The sequence below is a fragment of the Microbispora sp. H13382 genome (genome assembly GCF_014161445.1).
Lineage (GTDB): Bacteria > Actinomycetota > Actinomycetes > Streptosporangiales > Streptosporangiaceae > Microbispora.
In genome coordinates, this window is the sequence record NZ_JABBXA010000001.1 from 96442 (window position 1) to 119151 (window position 22710).

Below are 22710 nucleotides of genomic sequence, written 5' to 3' on the forward strand. Positions count from 1 at the left end.
ACATGGCTGAGAACACGCCCGTCGCGGGGCCGCGCCACGACCCCAAGGTGGTCATCGCGCTGCGCAACTTCGCGATCTCGATTTCGGTCTTCAACATCGTCGGCTACACGATCCTCGGGTTCGAGCAGCCCTGGCTGTGGCCCTTCATCGCCCTCGCCACCGGGTACACCACCGAGATCGTCCTGGAGCGGATCGGCTCGCGGGCCGAGGGGCGGCCCCCGCGCTACAAGGGCAACGGCCTGCGCGGGCTGATCGAGTTCCTCTACCCGGCGCACATCACCAGCCTGGCCATGAACATGCTGACCTACGTCAACGACCAGGTCCTGGTGCTCGTCTTCGGCGTCGTGGTGGCCGTCGGTGCCAAGTGGGTCCTGCGGGCCCCGGTGAAGGGCCGCCTGCGCCACTACATGAACCCGTCGAACTTCGGTATCGCCGTCATCCTGCTGCTGTTCCCCTGGGCCAGCATCGCCCCGCCGTACCACTTCACCGAGAACGTCGACACCTGGATCGACTGGCTGGTGCCCGGGATCATCATCGTCGGCGGCACGATGCTGAACGGCAAGCTCACCGGCCGCATGCCGCTGATCGCCGGCTGGGTGGGCGCGTTCGCCCTGCAGGCGATCCTGCGCGGCGTCTTCTTCGGCACCTCGATCCCGGCCGCGCTCGCCATGATGACCGGCGTCGCCTTCATCCTGTTCACCAACTACATGATCACCGACCCGGGCACGACGCCGTCGAAGCCCGGCTCGCAGATCGCCTTCGGCGCCGGCGTCGCCCTGCTGTACGGCCTGCTCACCGCCGTCCACATCTCGTACGCCCTGTTCTTCGCCACCGCCGGCGTCTGCGCGATCCGGGGCGGCTTCTTCTGGGCGCTGCACTTCGTGAACAAGGCCCGCCAGCAGGCGCAGGCCCCGGCGCAGGCCCAGGCGCCGTCCATCCCGTCCCAGACGCCGGCCCCGGTCATCGTGACCGGCCCCGTCTCGGTCAACGGCAAAGAGGCGGCGTCCGTATGAGCACGACCAGGATCGCCATCGTCGGCATGGCCTGCCGATATCCCGACGCCGCCTCACCGCGGGAGCTGTGGGAGAACGCGCTGGCCGGCCGGCGCGCCTTCCGCAGGCTCCCGGACGAGCGGATGCGCCTGGAGGACTACTGGGACCCCGATCCGTCGGTGCCCGACCGGTTCTACGCCCGCACCGCCGCCGTCATCGAGGGCTACGAGTTCGACCGGGTCGGTTACCGGATCGCCGGCAGCACGTACCGCTCGACCGACCTGACGCACTGGCTCGCCCTCGACATGGCGGGCCGTGCGCTGGCCGACGCGGGCTTCCCCGAAGGGGAGGGGCTGCCGCGCGAGCGCACCGGAGTCGTCGTCGGCAACACCCTGACCGGCGAGTTCACCCGCGCCAACATCCTGCGCCTGCGCTGGCCGTACGTCCGCCGCACGGTCGCGGCGACGCTGAAGGACCAGGGCTGGGACGACGAACGGCTGGCCGCCTTCCTCGCGGACCTGGAGGCCACCTACAAGAGCCCGTTCCCCGAGGTCGACGAGGACACCCTCGCGGGCGGCCTGTCGAACACCATCGCCGGGCGCATCTGCAACCACTTCGACCTCAACGGCGGCGGCTACACCGTGGACGGCGCCTGCTCCTCCTCGCTGCTGTCGGTGACGACGGCGTGCAAGGCGCTGCTCGACGGCGACCTGGACGTCGCCGTCGCCGGCGGGGTCGACCTGTCCATCGACCCCTTCGAGATCATCGGCTTCGCGAAGACCGGCGCGCTGGCCAAGGGCGAGATGCGCCTGTACGACAAGCACTCCAACGGCTTCTGGCCGGGCGAGGGCTGCGGGATGGTCGTGCTGATGCGCGAGTCCGACGCCGTCGAGGCCGGTCGCCGGATCTACGCCGTCATCGCGGGCTGGGGCGTCTCCTCCGACGGCCGGGGCGGCATGACCAGGCCCGAGGTGAGCGGCTACCGGCTCGCGCTGAGCCGGGCCTACGATCGGGCCGGGTTCGGCATCGAGACGGTCGGCCTGTTCGAGGGCCACGGCACCGGCACCGCGGTGGGCGACGCGACCGAGCTCACCGCGCTGTCGGAGGCCAGGACCGACGCGGCCGCGGCGACGGCGCCCGCCGCCGTCACCTCGATCAAGGGGATGATCGGGCACGCCAAGGCCGCGGCCGGGGTGGCCGGACTGATCAAGACCGCGATGGCGGTCCACGAGCAGGTCCTGCCGCCCGCCATCGGCTGCGTCGAGCCGCACCAGATCCTCGCGAAGCAGGACGCCCCGCTGCGCGCGCTGCGCAAGGCGGAGCCCTGGCCCGAGGACGTCCCGGTCAGGGCCGGCGTCACGGCCATGGGCTTCGGCGGCATCAACACCCACGTCGTGCTGGAGAAGAGCGGGCCGCGGCGGCGCGTGCTGCCCGCCCGCACCAGGAGCCTGGCCTCCTCCCTGCAGGACGCCGAGCTGCTGCTGGCCGACGCCGCCTCGCCGCAGGCGCTGCGGGAGCGGGTGGCCACGCTGGCCGACTTCGTGACCCGGCTGTCGTACGCGCAGCTCGCCGACCTGGCGGTCACCCTGCAGCGCGAGCTGCGGGACCAGCCCTACCGGGCGGCGGTGGTGGTCTCCTCACCCGAGGACGCCGAGCGGCAGCTGCGGCGGGTGCTCACCGCCCTCGACGGCGGCGAGACCAGCCTGTTCGCCTCCGACGGCCGGGCCTTCCTCGGCCACGCCGACGGCCCCTGCCGGATCGGCTTCCTCTTCCCCGGGCAGGGCTCGGGGCGCGGCACCAGCGGCGGGGCCCTGCGCCGCCGCTTCCCCGAGGTCGAGGAGATCTACGCCAGGGCGGCGCTGCCGTCCTCGGGGGACATGGTGGCAACCGCGGTCGCCCAGCCGCGCATCGTCACCGGCTCGATGGCGGGACTGCGCGCGCTGTCCCTCCTCGGCCTGGAGGCCGACGTCGCGGTGGGCCACAGCCTCGGCGAGCTGTCGGCGCTGCAGTGGGCCGGCGCCATGGACGAGGACACGCTGCTCGGCCTGGCCGCCGCCCGCGGCCGGGCCATGACCGAGCACAGCTCCTCGGGCACCATGGCCGGCATCCGGGCGACCCCGCAGACGGTGACCGACCTCATCGCCGGGCTGCCGGTGGTGATCGCCGGGTACAACGGCCCGAGCCAGACCGTCGTCGCCGGCCCGGCCGACGCGGTGGAGGAGGCGGGGCGCAGGGCCTCCGACGCGGGCCTGAACTGGACCCCGCTCGCGGTGTCCCACGCCTTCCATTCGCCGCTGGTGGCGCCCGCGGCCGAGGCGTTCGGCGCGTACCTGGCCGGGCAGGAGTTCGGCCCGGTCGGGCGGCGGATCGTCTCCACCGTGACCGGCGAGGACCTGCCGCCGGTCGCGGACCTGCGCGAGCTGCTGCGGCGGCAGATCACCGAGCCGGTGCGGTTCACCCAGGCGGTCGAGCGGGCGGCCAAGGACGTCGCCCTGTTCGTCGAGGTCGGCCCGGGCCGGGTGCTGACCGGTCTGGCCGCGGCGGCGACGGAGGTGCCCGCGGTCGCGCTCGACACCGACGACGAGTCGCTGGCCGGGCTGCTGCGGGTGGCCGGCGCGGCCTACGTGACCGGCGTCCCCGTCCTCCTGGAGGACCTCTTCCACGGCCGGCTGGTCCGGCCCCTGGAGATCGGCGCGGAGTTCAGCTTCTTCGCCAGCCCGGCGGAGGCCGCGCCCCGGGTCACCGTGGCGGCGACGCGGGCGCGCGCGGCCGGGGAGGCCGCGCCGCCCGCCGCGACGGCGGCCCCCGTCGTCTCCGCCGACGCCGCGGCCGAGGCCGGATCGAGCATCGACCTGCTGCGGCGCCTCGCGGCCGAGCGGGCGGAACTGCCGCTGGAGATGGTGAGCGAGGACAGCAGGCCGCTCGACGAGCTGCACCTCAGCTCGGTCACGGTCATGCACATCATCGACCAGGCCGTCCAGCGCCTTGGGGTGCCCGCCGCGCAGGCCCCCACCAACCTCGCCACCGCGAGCCTGCGTGAACTGGCCGAGGCGCTCGACCGGCTCACGCGGGAGCCGCAGGGCCGGGCCGCCGCGCCGGCGGCCGTGGTGGCCGGCGCCGCCGACTGGGCCAGGCCGTTCGCGGTCGACCTCGACGAGGTGCCGCTCCCGGCGCGGACCGGCCCCGGGGACAGCGGCCGGTGGCGGCTGTACGCCGCCGGGTCGTCCCCGATCGCCGAGCCGCTGCGCCGGGCGCTCGAGGAGGGGAACGTCGGCTCCGGGGTGCTGGTGTGCCTGCCTCCGGACTGCGCCGAGGAGCACCTGGAGCAGGCGCTGCTGGGCGCCAAGGCCGCCCTGGCCGGCCCGCCCGGCACCCGGTTCGTCCTGGTCCAGCACGACCGGGGCGCGGCCGGGCTGGCCAAGACGCTGCACCTGGAGGCGCCGCACCTGCGCACCACCGTCGTACACACCCCGGCGGTGCCGGAGGCGGTCGGCCGCGTCGTGGCCGAGGTGGCGGCGACCACCGGCTTCGCCGAGGCGTACTACGACGCCGACGGCGTGCGCCGGGTGCCGACGCTGCGCGCCCTGCCGGTACGGCCGGCCACCCAGGTCCCGCCGCTCGGCGCGGAGGACGTCCTGCTGGTGACCGGCGGCGGCAAGGGCATCACCGCCGAGTGCGCCCTGGCGGTCGCCACCGACAGCGGTGCGAAGCTGGCCGTGCTCGGCCGCTCCGACCCGGCCGGCGACGCGGAGCTCGCCGCGACCCTGCGGCGGATGGCCGAGGCCGGGGTGACCGTGCGGTACGCCAGGGCCGACGTGACCGACCCCGGTCAGGTGCGCCGGGGAATCGCCGAGCTGGAGGCGGAGCTGGGGCCGGTCACCGCGGTCCTGCACGGCGCCGGCCGCAACGAGCCCGCCGGGCTCGCCGGCCTCGACGCCGACGCCTTCGGCCGGACGTTCGCCCCCAAGGTCGGCGGGCTGCGCAACGTGCTCGACGTGGTGGACCCCGGCAGGCTGCGCCTGCTGGTCACCTTCGGCAGCATCATCGGCAGGGCCGGTCTGCACGGCGAGGCGCACTACGCGACCGCCAACGAGTGGCTGGCCGACCTGACCAGGGAGGTCGCCGACAAGCACCCGGGCTGCCGCGCCATCTGCATGGAGTGGTCGGTCTGGTCGGACGTCGGCATGGGCGAGCGCCTGTCGGTGGTCGAGGGGCTGACCCGCAAGGGCATCGCCGCGATCACCCCCGAGCAGGGAGTGGAGATCATGCGAAGGCTGGTCGCCGATCCCGCCTCGCCCGTCGTCGTCGTGATCAGCGGGCGTACGGAGGGGATCGGCACGGTCCGCAGGGACGAGCCGCCGCTGCCCCTGCTGCGCTTCGTCGACCGCCCGCTGATCCGCTACCACGGCGTCGAGCTCGTCACCGAGGTCGAGGTCAACGCGGGCACCGACCTCTATCTCGCCGACCACCTCCTCGACGGCAACCTGCTGTTCCCTGCCGTCTTCGGGATGGAGGCCATGGCCCAGGTCGCGTACGCGGCCACCGGGCGGCGGGAGACGCCGGCGATCGAGGACGCGCGGTTCCTGCGGCCGATCGTGGTGCCGCCGGCCGGCAGCACGACGCTGCGGATCGCCGCGACGGTCACCGGCGACGACACGGTCGAGGCGGCGATCCGCAGCTCGGACACCGGCTTCGAGGTGGACCACTTCCGCGCCCGGCTGCGCTACACCGGCGAGCCCGCGGCGGACGGGCCGCCCGGCCAGGTCGCCGAGGGCCTGCCCCCGGTGACGCTGGACCCGGCCCGGGAGATGTACGGCGACCTGCTGTTCCAGGGCGGCCGGTTCCACCGGCTGCGCCGCTACCACCGCGCCGCCGCCCGCCACGTGGACGCCGACGTGGCCGCGCTGGCCGACGGGGACTGGTTCGCCCGCTACCTGCCGGACACCCTGCTCCTCGGCGACCCGGGCACGCGGGACGCGCTGATGCACGGCAACCAGGTCTGCGTGCCGGACGCCACGCTGCTCCCGGTGGGGATCGAACGGGTGCGTCCCGGCGGCCCCGCCCTCGCGGAGGCGGGCGCGCTGCGTTACTGCGCGACGGAGCGCGAGCGCGACGGCGACACCTACGTCTACGACATCGCGGTCCGAACCGGGGACGGCACCGTCGTGGAGCGGTGGGACGGCCTGACCCTGCAGGCCGTACGCAAGAAGGACGGCGGCGCGGGCCCCTGGGTGGCCCCCCTGCTCGGCTCCTACCTGGAGCGGACGCTGGAGGACCTGACCGGTGACCGGGTGGCCGTCGTGGTCGAACCCGGCCTGCCGGGCGAGCCGGACGGTGCCGCCGGGCGCGGCGCCCGCGCGGCCGTGGGGCTGGGCCGGGCGCTCGGCCGCCCCGTCGAGGTGCGGTCCGGTCCCGGCGGCGAGCCGGAGATCGGCGGCGAGGCCGGCGACGGCGTCGCGGTGTCGGCGGCACACGGGGCCGGAGTGACGCTGTGCGTCGCCGGCGGCGGGCCGCTGGGCTGCGAGATCGCCGAGGTGACCGCGTCCGGCGAGGGGGACGGGCGGTGGCGGGAGGCCCTCGGGCCGAACGCCGCGGTCGCCGAGCGGGTAGCCGCCCTCACCGGCGAGGCCCCCGCGGTCGCGGCCGCGCGGGTCCTGGCCGGGGTGCGGTCCCTGCGACGGGCCGGCCTGCCGGAGGACACCCCGCTCGCGGCCGGGACCGTGTCCGGCTCGTGGGCGGTCGTCGACGCCGGGGACGCGCGGATCGCGACGCTCGTCACCTCCCTGCGGGACGTCGCGGGGCCGGTAGTGATCGCGGTGCTCACCGAAGGGCGGTCGCGGGCGTGAGTGACTACTACGAATACCTCCACACCGTGGGGTTCGAGGAGACGAACATCGTCGGGAACGTCTACTACGTCAACTACCTGCGGTGGCAGGGACGTTGCCGGGAGATGTTCCTCAAGGAGCGGGCGCCGGAGGTGCTCGCCGACCTGCAGGACGACCTGAAGCTGTTCACGCTGAAGGTCGACTGCGAGTTCTTCGCCGAGATCACCGCGTTCGACGAGCTGTCCATCCGGATGCGCCTGGTCGATCTCGCCCAGACGCAGGTCGAGTTCAGCTTCGACTACGTGCGGCTCAACCCGGGCGAGGGCGAGACGCTCGTGGCCCGCGGCAGGCAGCGCGTGGCCTGCATGCGCGGGCCGAACACCCGCACCGCGCCCGCCCGGGTTCCCGAGCCGCTGGTCAGGGCGCTCGAACCGTACGCGTCCTAACCCCAGGAGGTCAGCGTGACTGTCGACCAATCAACGGCATCATCCCTGCAGATGGACGGCCAGGTGAACGACGCCAAGGCGCTGCGGCGGGCGTTCGGCGCCTTCGCCACCGGTGTGACCGTGGTGACGACGGGCGGGTCCGTCCCGCACGCCATGACCGCCAACTCCTTCGCCTCCGTCTCGCTCGACCCGCCGCTCGTGCTGGTCTGCATCGACCGGGCCGCCGTCATGCACCAGTGCCTCAGCATGACGGGCTTCTTCGGGGTCTCGGTCCTCGCGGCCCACCAGGAGAGCGAGGCGAGGCACTTCGCCAACCGCTACCGCGCGCTGGGCGCCGCCCAGTTCGAGGAGGTCGAGTGGCTGCCCGGCGACCTGACCGGGGTCCCGCTGATCGCCGGGACGGTCGCCAGGTTCGAGTGCGAGCTGTGGCGCACCTACGACGGCGGCGACCACACGATCTTCCTCGGCAAGGTGCTGTCCATGGAGCAGCAGACCGACCGGGAGGGCCTGCTGGTCTACCGCGGCCGGTTCCAGGAGCTCACCGACCGGCCGGGGGTGCCGGCGTGAGCGCGACGAGCCGCCGCGCCGTCCTCGCCCCGCCCCGGACCCGCAAGGGCGGCGCCCAGGTGGCGCCGCCCGGCCCCCCGGTGACGGCCACGCCGCGGCTGTTCCTCCAGCTCGTCCGCGACCGGCTGGGGCTGCTCACCTCGGCCACCGCGGCGTACGGCGACGCCGTACGGCTGACCATCGGGCCCAAGAGCATCTACCTGTTCAACCACCCGGACCACGCCAAGCACGTGCTGGCCGACAACAGCGCGGCGTACCACAAGGGGATCGGCCTCGCCGAGGCGAAGCGGGTCATCGGGGACGGGCTGCTCACCAGCGAGGGCGAGGTCTGGCGCGCCCAGCGCAGGACGGTCCAGCCGATGTTCCAGAACAAGCGGATCGCTCACCAGGACGCCGTGATCGCCGGCGAGGCGGCGCGCCTGGTGGAGCGGCTGCGGGCGCGGGTGGGCGGGCCGCCGGTCGACCTGGCGGGGGAGATGACGCGGCTCGCCCTCGGCGTGCTCGGCCGCACCCTGCTCGGCGCCGACCTCGACCGGTTCCACTCGATCGGGCACGCCTTCGAGAACATGCAGGACCAGGCGATGTTCGAGATGGTGTCGCTGAGCATGGTGCCGCTGTGGCTGCCGCTGCCCGGGCACCTGCGCTTCCGCCGCGCCCGCCGGGACCTGTACCGGGTCGCCGACCGCCTGGTGGCAGGCCATCCGGACGGCGGGGACGACGTCGTGACCCGGCTGCTCGCCTCGCCCGCGGGCGTCGATCCCCGGCCCGCGCGGCGGCGGATGCGCGAGGACCTGGTCACCCTGCTGCTGGCCGGGCACGAGACGACGGCGAGCACGCTGTCGTGGGCCTTCCACCTGCTGGACCGGCATCCGGAGGTGCGCGAGCGGCTGCGCGCCGAGGCCGTGGAGGTCCTCGGCGACCGGCCCCCGGTGTACGACGACCTGCACCGGCTCAGGTACACCGCCATGGTGATCGAGGAGGTGATGCGTCTCTACCCGCCCGTGTGGGCGCTGACCCGGGTGGCCCAGCGGGACGACGAGGTCGGCGGCTACCACGTGCCGGCCGGGGCGGACGTCATGATCAGCCCGTACACGCTGCACCGGCACCCCGCGTACTGGACCGACCCCGAGCGGTTCGATCCCGAGCGGTTCGACCCGGACCGCGCGCACGGCCGGCCGCGGTACGCCTACATCCCCTTCGGTGCCGGGCCGCGGTTCTGCGTCGGCAACCACCTGGGCATGATGGAGGCGACGTTCGTCCTCGCGATGGTCTCCCGCGAGCTGCGGCTGGCCCATGTGCCCGGCCGTCCCGTGGTTCCCGAGGCGATGCTGTCGCTGCGGGTCCGCGGCGGCCTGCCGATGACCGTCCATCGCGCGTAGGGAGCAGCGCGCGGGGGAATCGGGTTGAAAGCGAGCGGCCGGGCGGTGACGCCCGGCCGTCTTCGCGTGAGGAGCCGCGTGGGAGCCGCGCGGATGCGGGCCGGCCGTTCAGCAGGCCTGCCTGGCGGCGCCGACCGGCGACAACAGGTCGCGCAGGGCCAGCAGGACCGGCGGGTCGAGCGGGCGCATCGGCCGGAGCCGGACGTCGGCGACCTGTGCTCCCGCGCCGGGCCGCACGGTGATCGGCCCGCTGCACGAGATGCACTGCGCCTCGTCCTCGCCGCCGGGGGTGCCGAAGGCGTCCTCGTGCCCCTCGGCGGCCGACTGCGCGATCAGGTGCCACCGCCCCGGCGGCACGTTCTCCAGCACGTACGGCCCGGGCCGGTCGAGCAGGGTGTAGCAGACCGGGCGTCCGCCGAGGATCCGCTCGGGGAACAACCCGGCGAAGACCGGCCGGTCCGGCAGCGGCGAGGAGATCTCGCCCGCGATCGTCGCCGTGGCGCCGGAGGGGGTGGCGCCAGGCCCGGCCGCGAGCAGCTGCGGCGTCACGCTTCCGAGCACGCGGTACCTGCTCGGGGACAGGCCCACGCTGCTGGTGAACCGCGAGCTGAAGGTGCCGACGCTCGAATAGCCCACCTGGTGGCTGATGTTCGTCACGCTCATCACGGTCGAGGCGAGCAGCCTCTTGGCCTCGCGGAGCCGTACGGCGGACAGGAAACGTCCCGGGGACAGTCCGGTGACCCGCTGGAAGACCCGCGAGAAGTGGAACTTGCTGAACATGGCCACCCGGGCCATGTCGTCGATGGTGATCGGTTCGCCGAGGTTCTCGTGCATGTTCTCGATCACCCTCAGCGCGGCTCGCTCGATTACTTCGTCCATTACTCCTCCCGGTGTCCGGAGGCGTCTGGTGAGCGATCCTGAATCGGATCGGCGGGTCCGCGCGCGAATGGTGCCGCCCGCGGATTTCGTGGAATGCTCGTCGCCCGGAATTCACGGCGGCGCCCTCCGATTTCCGGCCGCCTCGTTCCGGTCTTTCGTTCTTTTACATGCGGCCGGAGGGGTCCGGCGCTGCATGGAAACGGGAATTAATTTGAGAATTGTGTTCGGGTGGTCGTCCGGTCGCTTTCCGTGGTCGCCGCGCGGCACGCCGGCGGTGTGCCCGTGCTACGCCGCGGCGGGGAGGATCTGCCGCGGCGCCGGCGGCCCGGCGTGGTGGCGTCGCTCGCGCGGGTAGCCGAGCGACACCTCCTCGAACCGCACGCCGTCGTGCCATGTCGTCCGCGGCACGTGCAGGTGGCCGTACACCACGGCGGACGCGTGGTAGCGCAGGTGCCAGTCGGCCGTGTGCTCGGTGCCGCACCACTGGGCGAACACCTGGTGCCGCAGCACTCGGGTGGGCTCGCGGAGCAGCGGGAAGTGGTTGACCAGGACGGTCGGCAGGTCGGGGTCGCGCGCGTCGAGCCGCGACTCGGTCTCCCGCAGCCGCGCCCGGCACCACGCCTCCCGGCTGGGGTACGGGTGGGGGTCGAGCAGGATCTCGTCGGTGCAGACGACGCCCAGCCGGTACGCCTGGGCGAGCGACTCCTCCTTGGTGGTGTGCGGGTCGCGGAAGCTGTAGTCGTACAGCAGGAACAGGGGGACCACGGTCGCCGGGCCGCCCTCCCCGGTCCACACCGGGTAGGGGTCCTCGGGAGTGAGCACCCCGATCCGGCGGCAGACCTGGACGAGCCGGCGGTAGCGCTCCTCGCCCCGCAGGGGCTCGGGGTCGCCGGGCGTGGTCCACAGTTCGTGGTTGCCGGGCGTCCACACAACCGCCGCGAAACGGTCCCGCAGCGTGGCGAGCGCCCATTCGACGTCGGAAATCCGCTCGCCGACGTCGCCGGCGACAATCAGCCAGTCGCCCGGCGCGCCGGGACGCAGCGATTCCACGAGCGCCCGGTTTTCCGGGTGGGCGACATGGAGGTCGCTTATCGCGAGCAGTCTTCCATTTTTCGTCCGCCGGCCGGTCACGACGAAATCGTAAAGGGATCCGGCGGGCGCGGGAATCGCTCGCGGCGGTTATGGGACCCCAGATTTCCGGATAGGGGACAGGGGGTCCGGATAGGGGTTGTGACGCCAGGTTGGGGCGGCCAATTCTGGCTCCGTTGGCCCAGGCCGCGGGAGAGCGCTTCTCAGCCCGCGGGCAGGGGACGCGGCCCTGTTGGGGAGTGGGGGCGGATGGCCGAGGCTCGCGACGACGGGTTCTCGCGCTACGCGAGACATGCCTGGCCGGCGCTGCGGCGCACGGCCTTCCTGCTCACGTCGGACTGGCACGAGGCCGAGGACCTCGTCCAGCGGACCCTGATCGCCCTCCACCGCCACTGGGACAGGCTGGAGCGGCACGACAGGCTCTCCGGCTACGCGCGGGCGATCATGATCCGGCTGGTCTACAGCGACCGCAGGTCGCACCGGTGGTCGCGGGAGGTCCTGCACGAGCTGCCGCCCGAGCCCGAACCCCTGGCCGACCCCTACACGCTCGTGGTCGACCGCATCCTGCTGATGAACGCGCTCGCCGGTCTCGGCCCCCGGCAGCGGGCCGCCGTCGTCCTGCGCTACTGGGAGGACCGCAGCGTCGAGGAGACGGCGTCGGCGATGGGCAGCGAGGGCTCCACGGTCCGCAGCCAGACGGTCCGCGCGCTGGCCACCCTGCGTACGGCACTGACGGCCGCCTCGGACGGCACGGCCGGAGAGGCGCGGCGCAACGCGGAAGATGCGACGCGCGCGGCGGTGCCCGGACGATGAAGGTGACCTGAGTCGAACTGAGACACGAGGGAACGCCCATGCCGCCGCGAGCCCCAGCAGACGACAATCCCAGGACGACGACACTGGAAGCCTTCGCGGACACGATCGTCCCCGGTGAGAAGAGGTACCCCGGCGACCTGGCCGTGGCCGGCGCGGCCGAGGGCGCCGGGGCGGTGCAGGCCGGCGCCATCGAGCTGCTCGAATGGAACGCGACCGGCGTCACGGAGGGCCTGGACGACTACGCCCGCCTGCTCGGCGACCACGCCCGCGACTACGCGGCGGAGCACGGGCTCACGCTGGACGACTCGTTGCCGCCGTTCGTCGCCCTCACCTTCGAGCACCGGACCGCCCTGGTGCGCCGGCTGACCGCGCCCGACCACCCGGAGAAGGCGTTCTGGGTCCTGCTCGCGCTGTTCAGCAACATGGCCTACGACTCCGCGGCGCACACGAGCACGGCCGAGGCGATCGCCGCCGGGCATCCCGGGCTGCTCGCGATGGGCATCGCCCGTCCCGGCGACGACGGACTGTGGCGGTTCCCCGCCCACTCCTACGGCAGGCCCCTGGCCCGCCTGCACCCGGACACGACCCCCTCAGGGAGCCCCGCATGACCAGCACTGAACGCACCGACGTCCTCGTGGTCGGCAGCGGCTTCGGCGGCGCCATCGCGGCCTACCACCTGGCCGCGGGCGGGGCGCGCGTCGTCGTGCTCGAACGGGGGCCGTGGCTGGGCGCGCAGGACTTCGAGCACGACTTCAAGCTCGGCTCGTCCTACACGCGGGCCTTCGACTTCGTCGTCGGCGACGGCATGAGCGTGCTCGGCGGCAACTGCGTGGGCGGCGGAAGCGTCGTCTACTTCGCCGCCATGCCCCGCGCGCCGCGCTTCGTCTTCGAGCGCCACGGAACCATCGGCCGCCGGATGTGGCCGGCCTCCGTCAGCCGCGACACCCTCGACCCCTGGTACGACCGGGTGGCGGAGTCCATCCCCGTCACCACCCAGGACTGGAACGACGTCACCTACGCGGGCGGGCTGTGGGCCGCCGCCTGTGACCACTCCGGCCGCACCGCCAACCCGGTGCCGGTGGCGATCGACAACGCCAAGTGCGTCAACTGCAACTGGATGATGGCCGGGTGCCGCTTCGACGCGAAGCGCTCGCTGCTGACCAACTACCTGCCGGCGGCGCTCGCCCACGGCGCGCAGATCCGCCCGCTGCACGAGGTGCAGCGGATCGAGCGCAACCACGACGGCTCCTACCGCGTGCACTACGACCTCATCGACGAGGAGGACTACCGGATCCGCTACGACGGCGGGGCGATCGACGCCAAGATCATCGTGCTGGCGGCGGGAGCCGGCGCCACGCCCGTCATCCTGCAGCGCAGCGAGGCGACGCTCGGCGCCATGCCGCACGCGGTGGGCCGCTACTTCTCCGGCAACGGCGAGCGGCTCAACACCGCGGTGCTCAACGAGGACCGGGTGCGCGACGTGCTCGGCCTGTCCCGGGGCGACGGCCTCGCGTACGCGGCCAACCAGATCGGCAAGGGCCCGACCGTGGCGAACTGGGACCGGCTCGACGGCTCGCTGCCCGAGTTCACCCGCTACTCGCTGGAGCAGCTCTACTTCCCGCCCGGCCTCGGCACCATCCTCGCGCAGGTCGCCGACGCCGCCCCGGGTGAGTCGACCTGGTTCGGCGTGAAGAAGAAGGAGATGCTGCGGCGCTGGCAGTCCTGGCTGATCATCTTCCAGATGATCGAGGACGCCAACGAGGGCGTCTTCGGCCCGCCGCCGGCCAAGGGCAACGCCGACCGGGTGTCCCAGCAGATGCTCGGCGTCGGGCGCCTCAAGTACGACCCCGCGGAGACCACGCTGCGCGCCTGGGCCATGGCGGACGCCGAGGTCAAGGAGATCCTGGAGCGCGACGGCCTGGCCACCGTCACCGCCTGGACCAACGAAGTGATCGGCGCGTACACCGTGCACCCGCTGTCGTCCTGCCGCATCGGCGACGACCCCGCGACCTCCGCCCTCGACGACCGGAACGAGCTGCGCGGGCACCCGGGCATCTTCGTCACCGACGGCTCCGCCGTGCCGGGCGCGCTGACCGTCAACCCGGCCATGACCATCGCGGCGCTCGCCGAGCGCGCGATCCCGGGCATCGTCCGGGCCGCGCAGGACCGGGGCGTGGACGTCACCTACGGCGCGCCGGCCCCCGACGGCGGGACCAGCGGCCGCCGCGGGGTCGCCGACCTGCTGCCGAGCCTGACGAGAAGGTAAGGGGGAGCCGAGATGGGGGCCGTCCTCGCCCGCGCCACGCTGCCGGGCACGCTGGCGCAGGTCCGCCACGTCGCCCCGGTGCGCCCGAACGCGGCGCCGGACCTCGTCCGCCGGGTGTACGCGCAGGTCGAGCGGGACTTCGGCATGCTGGCGCCGCCCGTGATCCTGCACTCGCCCGCCCCGCCCGTCCTGGCCGCGTGCTGGCTGGCGCTGCGTGAGTCGCTGCTCGCGCGGGGCGCGGTCGCCCGGCAGGTCAAGGAGGCCGTCGCGACGGCCGTCTCGCGGGGCAACTCCTGCCCGTACTGCGTGGACGTGCACCGGGCCACGCTGGACGCCCTCGTCAGACGTGGCGGCGCGGCCGCCGACCCCCGGACCTCGCGGATCGAGGAGTGGGCGCGGGCGGCCGCGCGGCGCGGGGAGGCCGCCTCGCACGCCCTCCCGGTGCCGCCGGACCAGGCCGCCGAGCTGATCGCGGTGGCCGTGACGTTCCAGTACCTGAACCGGATGGTCAACGTCTTCCTCGGCGACTCCCCGCTGCCCCCCGGAGTGCCCGTACGGGCCCGCAAGGGACTCATGCGGCTGTTCGGGCTGCTCATTGCCCCGGCGGCGAGCAGGGCGGCGACCCCGGGCGACTCGCTGAGCCTGCTGCCGGACGCGCCGCTGCCGCCCGACCTGTCCTGGGCGCGGGACGTTCCGCACGTCGCCGGGGCATTCGCCCGGGCTGCGGCGGCCGTGGAGGTGGCCGGGCGCCGCTCGGTGCCGGAACCGGTGCGCGACCTGGTCACGGACGTGCTCGACGGCTGGAACGGCGAGCCTCCCGGCCTGGGCCGCGCGTGGGTCGCCGGCGCCGTGTCCGTCCTGCCCGACCGGCACCGACCGGCCGGACGCCTGGCGCTGCTCACCGCCCTCGCCTCCTACCAGGTGGACGAGGGGGTCGTGGACGAATTCAGGCGCGCGGAGCCGGACGACCGGACGCTCGTCGAACTGACGGCGTGGGCCGCCATGTCCGCCGCGCGCCGCGCCGGCGCCTGGGCCCACGAGGCCCGCCCGCATGTTGGTGACCGTGACACCGCGACGACTTCTAGTGAGAGGACTGCCCGATGACCCAGCTGGAGACCGTGCTCAGGGACCTCACCGCGGAGGGCGAGCAGCTCGACCGCATCGTGGCCGGCCTCGACCCGGACCAGTGGAACCTGCCCACCCCCGCGCCCGGATGGACGGTCAGGGACCAGATCGCCCACCTCACCTTCGTCTTCCGGCTGGCCGCGACGGCGGCGAGCGACCCCGCGGCGTTCGAGGCGATGACCGCCCCGGCCAAGGGGAACTTCGACGCGGCGGTGAACGCCGCGCTCAAGATGTTCGAGAACGACACGCCGGCCGAACTGCTCGCCAAGTGGCGGTCGGTACGCGCGGAGGTGGTCGAGGCCCTACCCGCCGTGCCCGCGGACGCGACCGTGCCCTGGCTGGTCAACCCGCTGCCGCCGGTCGTGCTCGCGTGCGCCGGGATCATGGAGCAGTTCGCCCACGGGCAGGACATCGCCGACACGCTGGGAGTGGAACTCGAGCGCACCGACCGCCTGGGCCACCTCGTCGTGTTCGCCGTGCTCACCCGCGACTTCGGCTACCTGTCGCGCGGCCTCACGCCGCCGGCCGAGCAGTTCCGCTTCGAGATCACCGCGCCCTCCGGCCAGGTGTGGGCGTACGGGCCCGAGGACGCCGAGCAGCGGGTCTCCGGCCCCGCCGCCGACTTCTGCCTGCTGGTGACCCGGCGCCGGCACCGGGACGACCTCGCGGTCACGGCCGTCGGCGCCGAGGCCGACCGCTGGCTGGACATCGCCCAGGCCTACCGCGGCCCGGCCGGACAGGGCCGCAGGCCGGGCCAGTTCGCTCCCGCGCGCGTGTAGCGGGAGGCGGAGTAAGGAGGAACCGATGAGGCCCACACCCGCGGGCTTCCGGACGGCGGGGGAGACGCCGGGGACGGCGGGAGAGGTGGCCGGCTGCCTGGACGGCACGGTCCACCTCGCGTACGCGCGGGCGTCGGCGGCCGATCCTCCGGTGGTCGCCGCCGGTTTCTCCGCCGAGGCGGCACTGTCCAGGGCACGGGCCCGCGCCCGGGCCCTGGGCCTGCTGCGTGAAGGACCCGCACCGCGGGCGACGCCCGGCGGGGGCGGCAGGGCACTGCGCCTGTCCGATTTCGTGCCGCACCCCATCGCGCCGCAGCTCATCGCGCCGCACGCCGCCGCGCCGCACGCCGCCGTGCCGCACGCCACCGTGCCGCACCCCACCGGGAGCGGCGGCCCGCTCGTCGCGGGCAGGGGGCTGCTGACCGGTGCCGGTTACCGGCTGCCGGGCGAGGTCGTGTGGCTGCGGGAGCACGGTGGCCCGGTCGAGCCCACCGCGATCGGCGTGGTGGACGACTGCGCCCCCGCCGGCGTCGCCGACGTGCTCGCCCACGACGCGGTCCTCCGGTGGCGGGCCGCGTCCCGCCGCCCGCCGCTGCGGATCACGCCGTACCTCGGCGGACTGCTGCCACCCGGGGTCGCGGAGGCGGCCTCCGGGCTCGGCCTGTCGATCTCGGCGTACGTGCTGCCGGCCGGCGAGGTCAGGACCGTGCTCGTACGCGTGCGCGGCGCGGCCACGACCACGGCCGCCGCCTGCGGGCGCACGCTCGGTGCGGCGGTGCGCGAGGCTTTCCTGCTCGCGGTCGCGGCCGGGGCGCAGCCGGGGCAGGCCGTCCCGGACCTGGGCGCGCCGAGCCGCCTCGTCGCGTGGCGCCACGAGGACGGTCACCCGGCGGACCTGGAGCGCACGGCCGTCGACGCCGATCCCGGGATCGTCGACGAGCCCGCCGGGCCCGTCCCGTCCGGCTGGGCGGGCGTCGCCTACCGCCGGTTCGGGCACGAGCCGATCCTCGTCGAGGCGGGGGAGTCCCGCGAGGCCGTCAAGGTGGTCTGCCCGGGCGCCTCCTGCTACCGGCGAGAGCGGCCGGGGATCGAGGTGCCGTGTCCGGTTCGCTAGTCCCCGCCCCGTCGCACACCCCGTCGCGCGGATCGCACCACGAAGACGCGGGAGGTGAGCCGTGGACGTCTCCGTGATCGGCATCTCACCCGAGGCGGCCGAGATCTACCGGTATTTCCTCCGGTGCAAGGGCGAGGGAGTCGGTTCGGTGCCGGAGGCGCTGGGCCTGTCCGCGGACACCGTCGAGGCTGCCGTGGAGACGCTCAGCCGGCTGTCCCTGCTCGACATCGCCGACCGGCACAGGGTCGTGGCGACGGAGCCGCGCATCGGCATCGAGCGGCTGGTGGAAAAGCGCCTCAACGAGCTCAACGCCGAGATCCGGCGGGTCCTGGCGGCGCGCGACGCGATCGCCGTCTTCATGGAGGACAAGCACGAGGGCGACCGCGCGGCGACGGTCCTCGACATCGAACGGGTGGAAGGCGTCGAGCGGGTTCGCCAGCGCATCGACGACCTCGCCTTCTTCTCCTACAAGGAGACGCTCTGCCTGCATCCGGGCGGCCCGTTCAGCCGGGTGATGATCGAGTCGGCGCTGCCGCTGGACACCCGCTCGCTGCGCCGGGGCCTGGCGATCAAGGGCGTCTACCACCCGGCCGCGCTCGACGACCCGTTCATGGTGTCCTACCTGCGCGAGCTGGTCAGCCTCGGCGCCGAGGTGCGCGTCACCGATCAGCCGATGGACCGCATGCTCATCTACGACCGGAGCGCCGCCGTCGTGCCCATCGACCCCAAGGAGAGCGCGAAGGGCGCGTTGCTGGTCAGGGAGCCCGGGCTGGTCTCCCAGCTCGTCATCTACTTCGACGGGGTGTGGAAGTCGGCCACCGACTTCCGCGACATCATGGAGCCCACGACCATGGAGCCCGCGCTGTCGGAGATGGAGCAGCGGGTGCTCGCGGTGATGGCCACGGCGGACAAGGACGAGATCGCGGCCAGGGAGCTGGACGTCTCGGTGCGGACCTACCGGCGCTACGTGGCCGATCTGATGGCCAGGCTCGGCGCCGTCAACCGGTTCCAGGCGGCCCTGCGGGCCAAGGAGGAGAACTGGATCTGAGCTCGGTGCGGGGCCCACGCGGGGGCGCGGCGCTCACCCCCACGTGTTGCCGTACTGCACCGGGCTGCCCCAGGTGTTCCCGTCGTTGCCGTCGGCGAGCACGGTGATCCGCGGCCCGTCGTCCGCGACGCCTGCGCCTCCCGCCGTGCTCGCCATGCCGGCCGTGCCCGCCGCGAGCCCGCACGCGAGGGCGCCGGACGCCAGGGCGATGGCCCACTTGAGGGTGCTCCACGAAGCGGTGGGGGAGGAGACCAGGGTCTTCATCTCGGTGCCTTCTCTCGCTGCCGGAGGGGTTGTTCTCGCACTACCTACTGTGCGGCGCCACAGGACCCGGAACCAGGCGTCCGGCGTGCAGCAAGCTGCACCGGCGTTACCGCTTCCTGCCATCCCGGCGCCGCATGGCAAAGGAGGAGGTGACAGCGCGGGCCCGCGAGATTTTGACTGAGGCCACGTGACCCGGAACGCCGGCGCGCGCACAACGCGCACCGCGGGGGAAGGAACGCTGATGAGCATCTCGGAACTCGACGTCGCACCGGCGGACCTGCCGCCGCGGACGCCCCCGGAGCGGCCGGCCCGTTCGATGGGCGCGCTGCGCGAGGAGCTGGCGCGGCTGCGCGCCCGGACCGTCGCCGGCCGTCCCGACGGCGTGGCCCGGCAGCACGCGCTGGGCAAGCGGACCGCCCGCGAGCGGCTGGACCTGCTGCTCGACGAGGGCTCGTTCGTGGAGATCGACATCTACCGGCGGCACCGGGCGCAGGGGCTGGGCATGGACGGGCGGCGCCCGCACACCGACGGCGTCGTCGCCGGCTCCGGCACCGTCCACGGCCGGCGGGTGTTCGTCTACGCCCAGGACTTCACGGTCTTCGGCGGCTCCCTGGGGGAGGCGCACGCCGAGAAGATCCACAAAGTGATGGACCTCGCCATGTCCACCGGCTCGCCGTTCATCGGCCTGAACGACAGCGGCGGCGCGCGGATCCAGGAGGGGGTGATGTCCCTCAACGGCTACGGCGGCATCTTCCGGCGCAACGTCCAGGCGTCCGGCGTGATCCCGCAGATCAGCGTCGTGCTCGGGCCCTGCGCCGGAGGCGCGGCCTACTCCGCCGCGCTGGCCGACTTCACCTTCATGGTGCAGGGCACCTCGCAGCTCTACCTGACCGGGCCGGACGTCGTCGAGGCGGTGACCGGCCAGCGGGTCACCCACGCCGAGCTGGGCGGCGCCCAGGTCCACGGCACCCGCTCGGGCGTGGCGGCGTTCGTGCACGACGACGAGGAGGCCTGCCTGGCGGAGGTGCGCTACCTCCTCTCGATGCTGCCGGGCAACAACCTCGAACCGCCGCCCGCGGCGCCGCCGTGCGACGCGTCCCGCGACACGCGCCCGCGCCTGGCGGAGATCGTTCCGGCCGAGCCCAGCAAGCCGTACGACATGCGCGAGGTGATCGCGGAGCTGGTCGACGACGGCGACTTCCTCGAACTGCACGAGGGCTGGGCGCGCAACGTGATCTGCGCGCTGGCCCGCGTCGACGGCGCGGTGGTCGGAGTGGTCGGGAACCAGCCCCTGGTGCTCGCGGGCGTGCTGGACGCCGACGCGGCGCAGAAGGCGGCCAGGTTCGTGCGGTTCTGCGACGCCTTCAACATCCCGCTGGTGACCCTCGTCGACGTGCCGGGCTTCCTCCCCGGCACCGACCAGGAGTACGCCGGCATCATCCGGCACGGCGCCAAACTGCTCTACGCGTACTGCGAGGCGACCGTGCCCCGCATCCAGGTCATCCTCCGCAAGGCGTACGGCGGGGCCTACATCGTGATGGACTCCCGGTCGATCGGCGCGGACCTGTCGCTTGCGTGGCCGACCAACGAGATCGCGGTGATGGGCGCCGAGGGCGCGGTCAACGTCGTCTTCCGCCGTGAGCTCGCCGCCGCGGCCGACCCCGCGGGCCTGCGCGCGGAGCTGCTCGCCCGGTACGCCGGTGAGCTGGTCCACCCGCAGTACGCAGCCGAGCGCGGCCTGGTCGACGACGTGATCGACCCGGTGCAGACGCGCTCCGCCGTCGCCCGCGGCCTCGCCATGCTGCGCGACAAGCGCAAGCCGGGGGCGCAGCGCAAGCACGGGAACGTGCCCCTGTAAGCGTCCCACCCTCGCGACTGCCCATCCCCACGCCCGCCTCAGCCTCGCGCCTGCCCCTACCCCTCGCGTCCGCCCAGCCTCGCGCCCGCCCCGCCCGTCTGTGGCGGCGGCGGGCGTTCGCGTGCCCGGACGCCTCCGCTGGCAGGATGCGGTAACCCCGCTGCAGCTTGCTGCCTGGGCAAGCCCTGGTTCCACGCCCCCCACGGCCGCACATTGAAGGTGTGACGACAACAGGCAGCGGACGGAGGCGGTGGCCCGCGGGCGCCCGCCTCCCCGGAGGAGCCGCGTGCGGGGCCCGGCCGCCGCGGCGCGCGAGGCCGCCAGGCCGGCGGCCGGAGAGGGAGCCGAGGCCATGCTGGTTCAGCTGACGATGCGCCGGACGGACGGGCAGGCGGCTCCGGGCTCGCCGGTGGACGGGATCCGGGTGCTCGCGCTTCTCCCCGGGAGCTGGCACAAGCACCTCGAACAGGTCGCCGGCGACATCGTCATCAGAATCCGCGCGGAAGGGACGACGGCGGGAGGAGTCCGCGCCGAGGTGGCGAGGATCCTCACCAGCCCCGAGGTCAGCCACCTCGAACTGGTCGCCTGCCGTCCCCTGGAGGGTCCCCGGCAGTAGGACGCTAACGAAGGAGACGAACCGATGATCGCCTCGGTTGTGGCGGCGGGTGAGTGCCATGTGTGGTGGGCGGACCCGCGGCTGGAAACGATCGACACCCTGGTGCGGGACCTCAGCGCGAACGAGTTGCGCCGTGCGGCCCGCTTCCGCCGCGAGCCCGACCGCCGCCGCTTCCTGACCGGGGCGCGCCTGCTGCGGGAGGCCGCGGCCGAGCGGCTGGGCGTCCGTCCCGCGGACGTGGTGGTGGACCGGACGTGCCCCGACTGCGACAGGTACCACGGCAAGCCCCGCATCCTGACGGAGGGGGAGACCCTGCACGTCTCCATCTCCCATTCGGGTGACCGGGTCGCGGTGGCGCTGACGGCCGTGGGGCCGCTGGGCGTCGACGTGGAGGCGGTGCCAGCGACGCCGGTGGACGACCTCGCGCGCTGCGCGCTGACCGAGACCGAGCGCCGCGCCCTCGTGGCCCTTCCCGAGCACGCGCGGTACGAAGGCTTCGCCCGGATCTGGGTGCGCAAGGAGGCCGCGCTCAAGGCCACCGGGCACGGTCTGCGAATCTCCCCGGACCGGGTCGAGGTGACCGGCCCGGGGGAGAGCCCCGCGCTGCTGAGCTGGCCGCTGGACGTGCCGCCCGCAGCGGTGCGGATCCACCCCCTCGACCCCGGCCCCGGGTACGTCGCCGTCGTCGCGGTGCTCGGCGGCGACCACGGCATCACGGTCCGCGAGGCGGACGCCGCGCTCCTGCGCCGGCGCGCCGGCTTCGAGACGGCACGCCAGGCCGCGTGAGCGGCGTTGACGACGCCCGGTGCGAGGCCGCTCAATGGCGGGTGAAGACCAGCTCGCCGCGTGAATCCGCACCGGGCCGACCAGAAGAAGGCTGATTCTCGTGAACAAGGGCTTCATCCTGATCCCGGGCCCCTGGATGGGCGCCTGGGCGTGGGGGCCGGTGGCGCGGCGCCTGCGCGGCTACGGTCATGCCGCCCGCGCGATCACGCTCCCCGGCCTGGCCGATCCCGACGGGGACGTCGCGGGCGTCGGCCTGGAGACGCACGTCGGCACCGTGCTGTCGCTGCTGGAGGAGGAGGACCTGCGCGACGTCGTCCTCGTGGCGCACAGCTACTCCGGCATCGTGGCCGGCCAGGTCGCCGACCGCGCGGCCGACCGGGTGGCGCACACCGTGTTCGTCGAGGCGTTCCTGCCGCACGACGGCAAGTCGATGCTGCACGCGTTCCCCGAGCGCCAGCACGCCGCGGAGCTGCGGCTCATCGAGGACAACGGCGGCCGCTGGCCCGCGCCCGACGCCGCCGTCGTGGGCGAGGGGCAGGGCCTGACCCGGCGGCAGGCGCGGTGGCTGGCCGAGCGCCTCGTCGGCCATCCCGGCCGCACCATCGCCGAGCCCGCCGTCCTGACCCGCCCCCTGACGCAGCAGCGCGCCACGTACGTCGTCTGCTCCATGGAACACTTCGGCGGACGCGTCGCCGCCGACGTCGACGCCCTGCGCGCCGCCCCGAACTGGCGCTTCCACACGTTGCCGACCGGGCACTGGCCCATGATCTCGGCGCCCGGGCGGCTCGCCCTGCTCCTGCACCGGATCGCCGGGCGCGCCTAGTAGGGGGCGGCCCGGCGCGCCGCCCCGGTAATCGCCCGCAT

At 73.9% G+C, this 22710-nt stretch carries 19 protein-coding genes; 16 read left to right on the forward strand and 3 right to left on the reverse strand.

Annotated elements, in window-relative coordinates:
- The first annotated feature begins 2 nt into the window (after positions 1–2).
- The 5 genes from HHX41_RS00370 to HHX41_RS00390 are packed head-to-tail and all read left to right on the forward strand — an operon-like array spanning position 3 to position 9209.
- The gene (locus HHX41_RS00370) at positions 3–1013 is read left to right on the forward strand and encodes an enediyne biosynthesis protein (RefSeq protein ID WP_169979381.1); all 1011 of its coding nucleotides are present in this window, start codon (positions 3–5) and stop codon (positions 1011–1013) included.
- Positions 1010–6838 carry a type I polyketide synthase gene (locus HHX41_RS00375; RefSeq protein WP_182904364.1) on the forward strand — a complete coding sequence of 1943 codons (5829 nt, stop codon included), beginning with the start codon at positions 1010–1012 and terminating at the stop codon, positions 6836–6838. Before HHX41_RS00370 ends, HHX41_RS00375 begins: the two co-directional genes overlap by 4 nt.
- Positions 6835–7263, forward strand: a complete 429-nt coding sequence (locus HHX41_RS00380; protein ID WP_182904365.1) for a thioesterase family protein — start codon at positions 6835–6837, stop codon at positions 7261–7263. Before HHX41_RS00375 ends, HHX41_RS00380 begins: the two co-directional genes overlap by 4 nt.
- Before the next feature lie 51 nt (positions 7264–7314).
- On the forward strand, positions 7315–7830 hold the full coding sequence (locus HHX41_RS00385; RefSeq protein ID WP_169979818.1) for a flavin reductase family protein: 516 nt from the start codon (positions 7315–7317) through the stop codon (positions 7828–7830).
- Positions 7827–9209: a cytochrome P450 gene (locus HHX41_RS00390; protein WP_310741687.1), complete on the forward strand. Its 1383-nt coding sequence runs from the start codon at positions 7827–7829 to the stop codon at positions 9207–9209. The genes HHX41_RS00385 and HHX41_RS00390 overlap by 4 nt, the downstream gene beginning before the upstream one ends.
- A 108-nt stretch (positions 9210–9317) precedes the next feature.
- On the opposite strand, the gene HHX41_RS00395 is transcribed toward HHX41_RS00390, so the two are convergent.
- Positions 9318–10088: an AraC family transcriptional regulator gene (locus tag HHX41_RS00395; protein WP_169979375.1), complete on the reverse strand. Its 771-nt coding sequence runs from the start codon at positions 10086–10088 to the stop codon at positions 9318–9320.
- Between the two features lie 285 nt (positions 10089–10373).
- On the reverse strand, positions 10374–11219 hold the full coding sequence (locus tag HHX41_RS00400; protein WP_182904366.1) for a metallophosphoesterase: 846 nt from the start codon (positions 11217–11219) through the stop codon (positions 10374–10376).
- A 207-nt stretch (positions 11220–11426) separates the two neighbouring features.
- On the opposite strand from HHX41_RS00400, the gene HHX41_RS00405 reads away from it, so the two are divergent.
- The 7 genes from HHX41_RS00405 (at position 11427) to HHX41_RS00435 (ending at position 18322) form a co-directional block, all read left to right on the forward strand.
- The gene (locus HHX41_RS00405) at positions 11427–11990 is read left to right on the forward strand and encodes a SigE family RNA polymerase sigma factor (RefSeq protein ID WP_182904367.1); all 564 of its coding nucleotides are present in this window, start codon (positions 11427–11429) and stop codon (positions 11988–11990) included.
- A gap of 38 nt (positions 11991–12028) precedes the next feature.
- Complete coding sequence (locus HHX41_RS00410; protein ID WP_182904368.1) at positions 12029–12598, forward strand: DUF5987 family protein; 570 nt, start codon at positions 12029–12031, stop codon at positions 12596–12598.
- The gene (locus HHX41_RS00415; protein WP_182904369.1) at positions 12595–14256 is read left to right on the forward strand and encodes an FAD-dependent oxidoreductase; all 1662 of its coding nucleotides are present in this window, start codon (positions 12595–12597) and stop codon (positions 14254–14256) included. The genes HHX41_RS00410 and HHX41_RS00415 overlap by 4 nt, the downstream gene beginning before the upstream one ends.
- A gap of 12 nt (positions 14257–14268) precedes the next feature.
- A complete protein-coding gene (locus HHX41_RS41545) occupies positions 14269–15360 on the forward strand; it encodes a carboxymuconolactone decarboxylase family protein (protein WP_182904370.1) in 1092 nt (363 codons plus the stop codon).
- Positions 15357–16160, forward strand: coding sequence for a TIGR03084 family metal-binding protein (locus HHX41_RS00425; protein WP_182904371.1), 804 nt, complete (start codon positions 15357–15359; stop codon positions 16158–16160). Before HHX41_RS41545 ends, HHX41_RS00425 begins: the two co-directional genes overlap by 4 nt.
- A 25-nt stretch (positions 16161–16185) precedes the next feature.
- The gene (locus tag HHX41_RS00430; RefSeq protein ID WP_182904372.1) at positions 16186–17274 is read left to right on the forward strand and encodes a hypothetical protein; all 1089 of its coding nucleotides are present in this window, start codon (positions 16186–16188) and stop codon (positions 17272–17274) included.
- Positions 17275–17335: 61 nt separating this feature from the next.
- On the forward strand, positions 17336–18322 hold the full coding sequence (locus tag HHX41_RS00435; RefSeq protein WP_182904373.1) for a helix-turn-helix transcriptional regulator: 987 nt from the start codon (positions 17336–17338) through the stop codon (positions 18320–18322).
- A gap of 33 nt (positions 18323–18355) precedes the next feature.
- Here the strand turns inward: HHX41_RS00435 and HHX41_RS00440 are convergent, their stop codons facing one another.
- Positions 18356–18586 carry a hypothetical protein gene (locus HHX41_RS00440; protein ID WP_182904374.1) on the reverse strand — a complete coding sequence of 77 codons (231 nt, stop codon included), beginning with the start codon at positions 18584–18586 and terminating at the stop codon, positions 18356–18358.
- Between the two features lie 241 nt (positions 18587–18827).
- Between HHX41_RS00440 and HHX41_RS00445 the strand changes: the two genes are divergently transcribed.
- From HHX41_RS00445 to HHX41_RS00460, 4 genes are all read left to right on the forward strand, one after another.
- Entirely contained in the window at positions 18828–20444 is a 1617-nt protein-coding gene (locus HHX41_RS00445; RefSeq protein WP_169979357.1) for an acyl-CoA carboxylase subunit beta, read from the forward strand.
- 352 nt (positions 20445–20796) lie between these two features.
- Positions 20797–21060, forward strand: a complete 264-nt coding sequence (locus tag HHX41_RS00450) for a hypothetical protein (protein ID WP_169979814.1) — start codon at positions 20797–20799, stop codon at positions 21058–21060.
- 24 nt (positions 21061–21084) lie between these two features.
- Complete coding sequence (locus tag HHX41_RS00455; RefSeq protein ID WP_169979355.1) at positions 21085–21846, forward strand: 4'-phosphopantetheinyl transferase superfamily protein; 762 nt, start codon at positions 21085–21087, stop codon at positions 21844–21846.
- Positions 21847–21946: 100 nt separating this feature from the next.
- A complete protein-coding gene (locus tag HHX41_RS00460) occupies positions 21947–22669 on the forward strand; it encodes an alpha/beta fold hydrolase (RefSeq protein WP_169979353.1) in 723 nt (240 codons plus the stop codon).
- Positions 22670–22710 lie beyond the last annotated feature (41 nt).

Coding starts and splice junctions, on each gene's coding strand:
- HHX41_RS00370 (WP_169979381.1), top strand. CDS start 3: ATGGCTGAGAACACGCCCGTCGCGGGGCCGCGCCACGACCCCAAGGTG.
- HHX41_RS00375 (WP_182904364.1), top strand. CDS start 1,010: ATGAGCACGACCAGGATCGCCATCGTCGGCATGGCCTGCCGATATCCC.
- HHX41_RS00385 (WP_169979818.1), top strand. CDS start 7,315: ATGGACGGCCAGGTGAACGACGCCAAGGCGCTGCGGCGGGCGTTCGGC.
- HHX41_RS00395 (WP_169979375.1), bottom strand. CDS start 10,088: ATGGACGAAGTAATCGAGCGAGCCGCGCTGAGGGTGATCGAGAACATG.
- HHX41_RS00405 (WP_182904367.1), top strand. CDS start 11,427: ATGGCCGAGGCTCGCGACGACGGGTTCTCGCGCTACGCGAGACATGCC.
- HHX41_RS00410 (WP_182904368.1), top strand. CDS start 12,029: ATGCCGCCGCGAGCCCCAGCAGACGACAATCCCAGGACGACGACACTG.
- HHX41_RS00415 (WP_182904369.1), top strand. CDS start 12,595: ATGACCAGCACTGAACGCACCGACGTCCTCGTGGTCGGCAGCGGCTTC.
- HHX41_RS41545 (WP_182904370.1), top strand. CDS start 14,269: ATGGGGGCCGTCCTCGCCCGCGCCACGCTGCCGGGCACGCTGGCGCAG.
- HHX41_RS00425 (WP_182904371.1), top strand. CDS start 15,357: ATGACCCAGCTGGAGACCGTGCTCAGGGACCTCACCGCGGAGGGCGAG.
- HHX41_RS00430 (WP_182904372.1), top strand. CDS start 16,186: ATGAGGCCCACACCCGCGGGCTTCCGGACGGCGGGGGAGACGCCGGGG.
- HHX41_RS00440 (WP_182904374.1), bottom strand. CDS start 18,586: ATGAAGACCCTGGTCTCCTCCCCCACCGCTTCGTGGAGCACCCTCAAG.
- HHX41_RS00445 (WP_169979357.1), top strand. CDS start 18,828: ATGAGCATCTCGGAACTCGACGTCGCACCGGCGGACCTGCCGCCGCGG.
- HHX41_RS00450 (WP_169979814.1), top strand. CDS start 20,797: ATGCTGGTTCAGCTGACGATGCGCCGGACGGACGGGCAGGCGGCTCCG.
- HHX41_RS00455 (WP_169979355.1), top strand. CDS start 21,085: ATGATCGCCTCGGTTGTGGCGGCGGGTGAGTGCCATGTGTGGTGGGCG.